General features: G+C 33.0%; 1 pseudogene. It reads left to right on the top strand.

Features of this window, described 5'->3' with window-relative positions:
* Window positions 1-227 (top strand): annotated as a pseudogene (locus tag COJ96_RS28360) (hypothetical protein); the annotation flags it as partial.

Below are 227 nucleotides of genomic sequence, written 5' to 3'. Positions count from 1 at the left end.
ATACTCCATTTCTAATAGTAACTACTCTTTTTCCAAAATATCTGCATTGCCTACTCTCGTTAAATGTACTGATGCTGCTGATAATTATATAGCTAGATACACATCTCTATTTGACAAATACTTACTTTGCGGAAAAAAAATTGGTATTTATGAACATTCTAGTTCAGGGCGAGATTTGTATCATCAGCTTTTCACATCATTAGGTGCTGAAGTTGTCTCTTTAGGAA

Origin of the sequence: Bacillus sp. AFS073361 (assembly GCF_002567005.1) — a bacterium.
In the GTDB taxonomy this organism is placed as follows: domain Bacteria; phylum Bacillota; class Bacilli; order Bacillales; family Cytobacillaceae; genus Neobacillus.
Note: the sequence above shows the minus strand (reverse complement) of the source record. Positions and strands in the feature narration are given on the sequence as shown.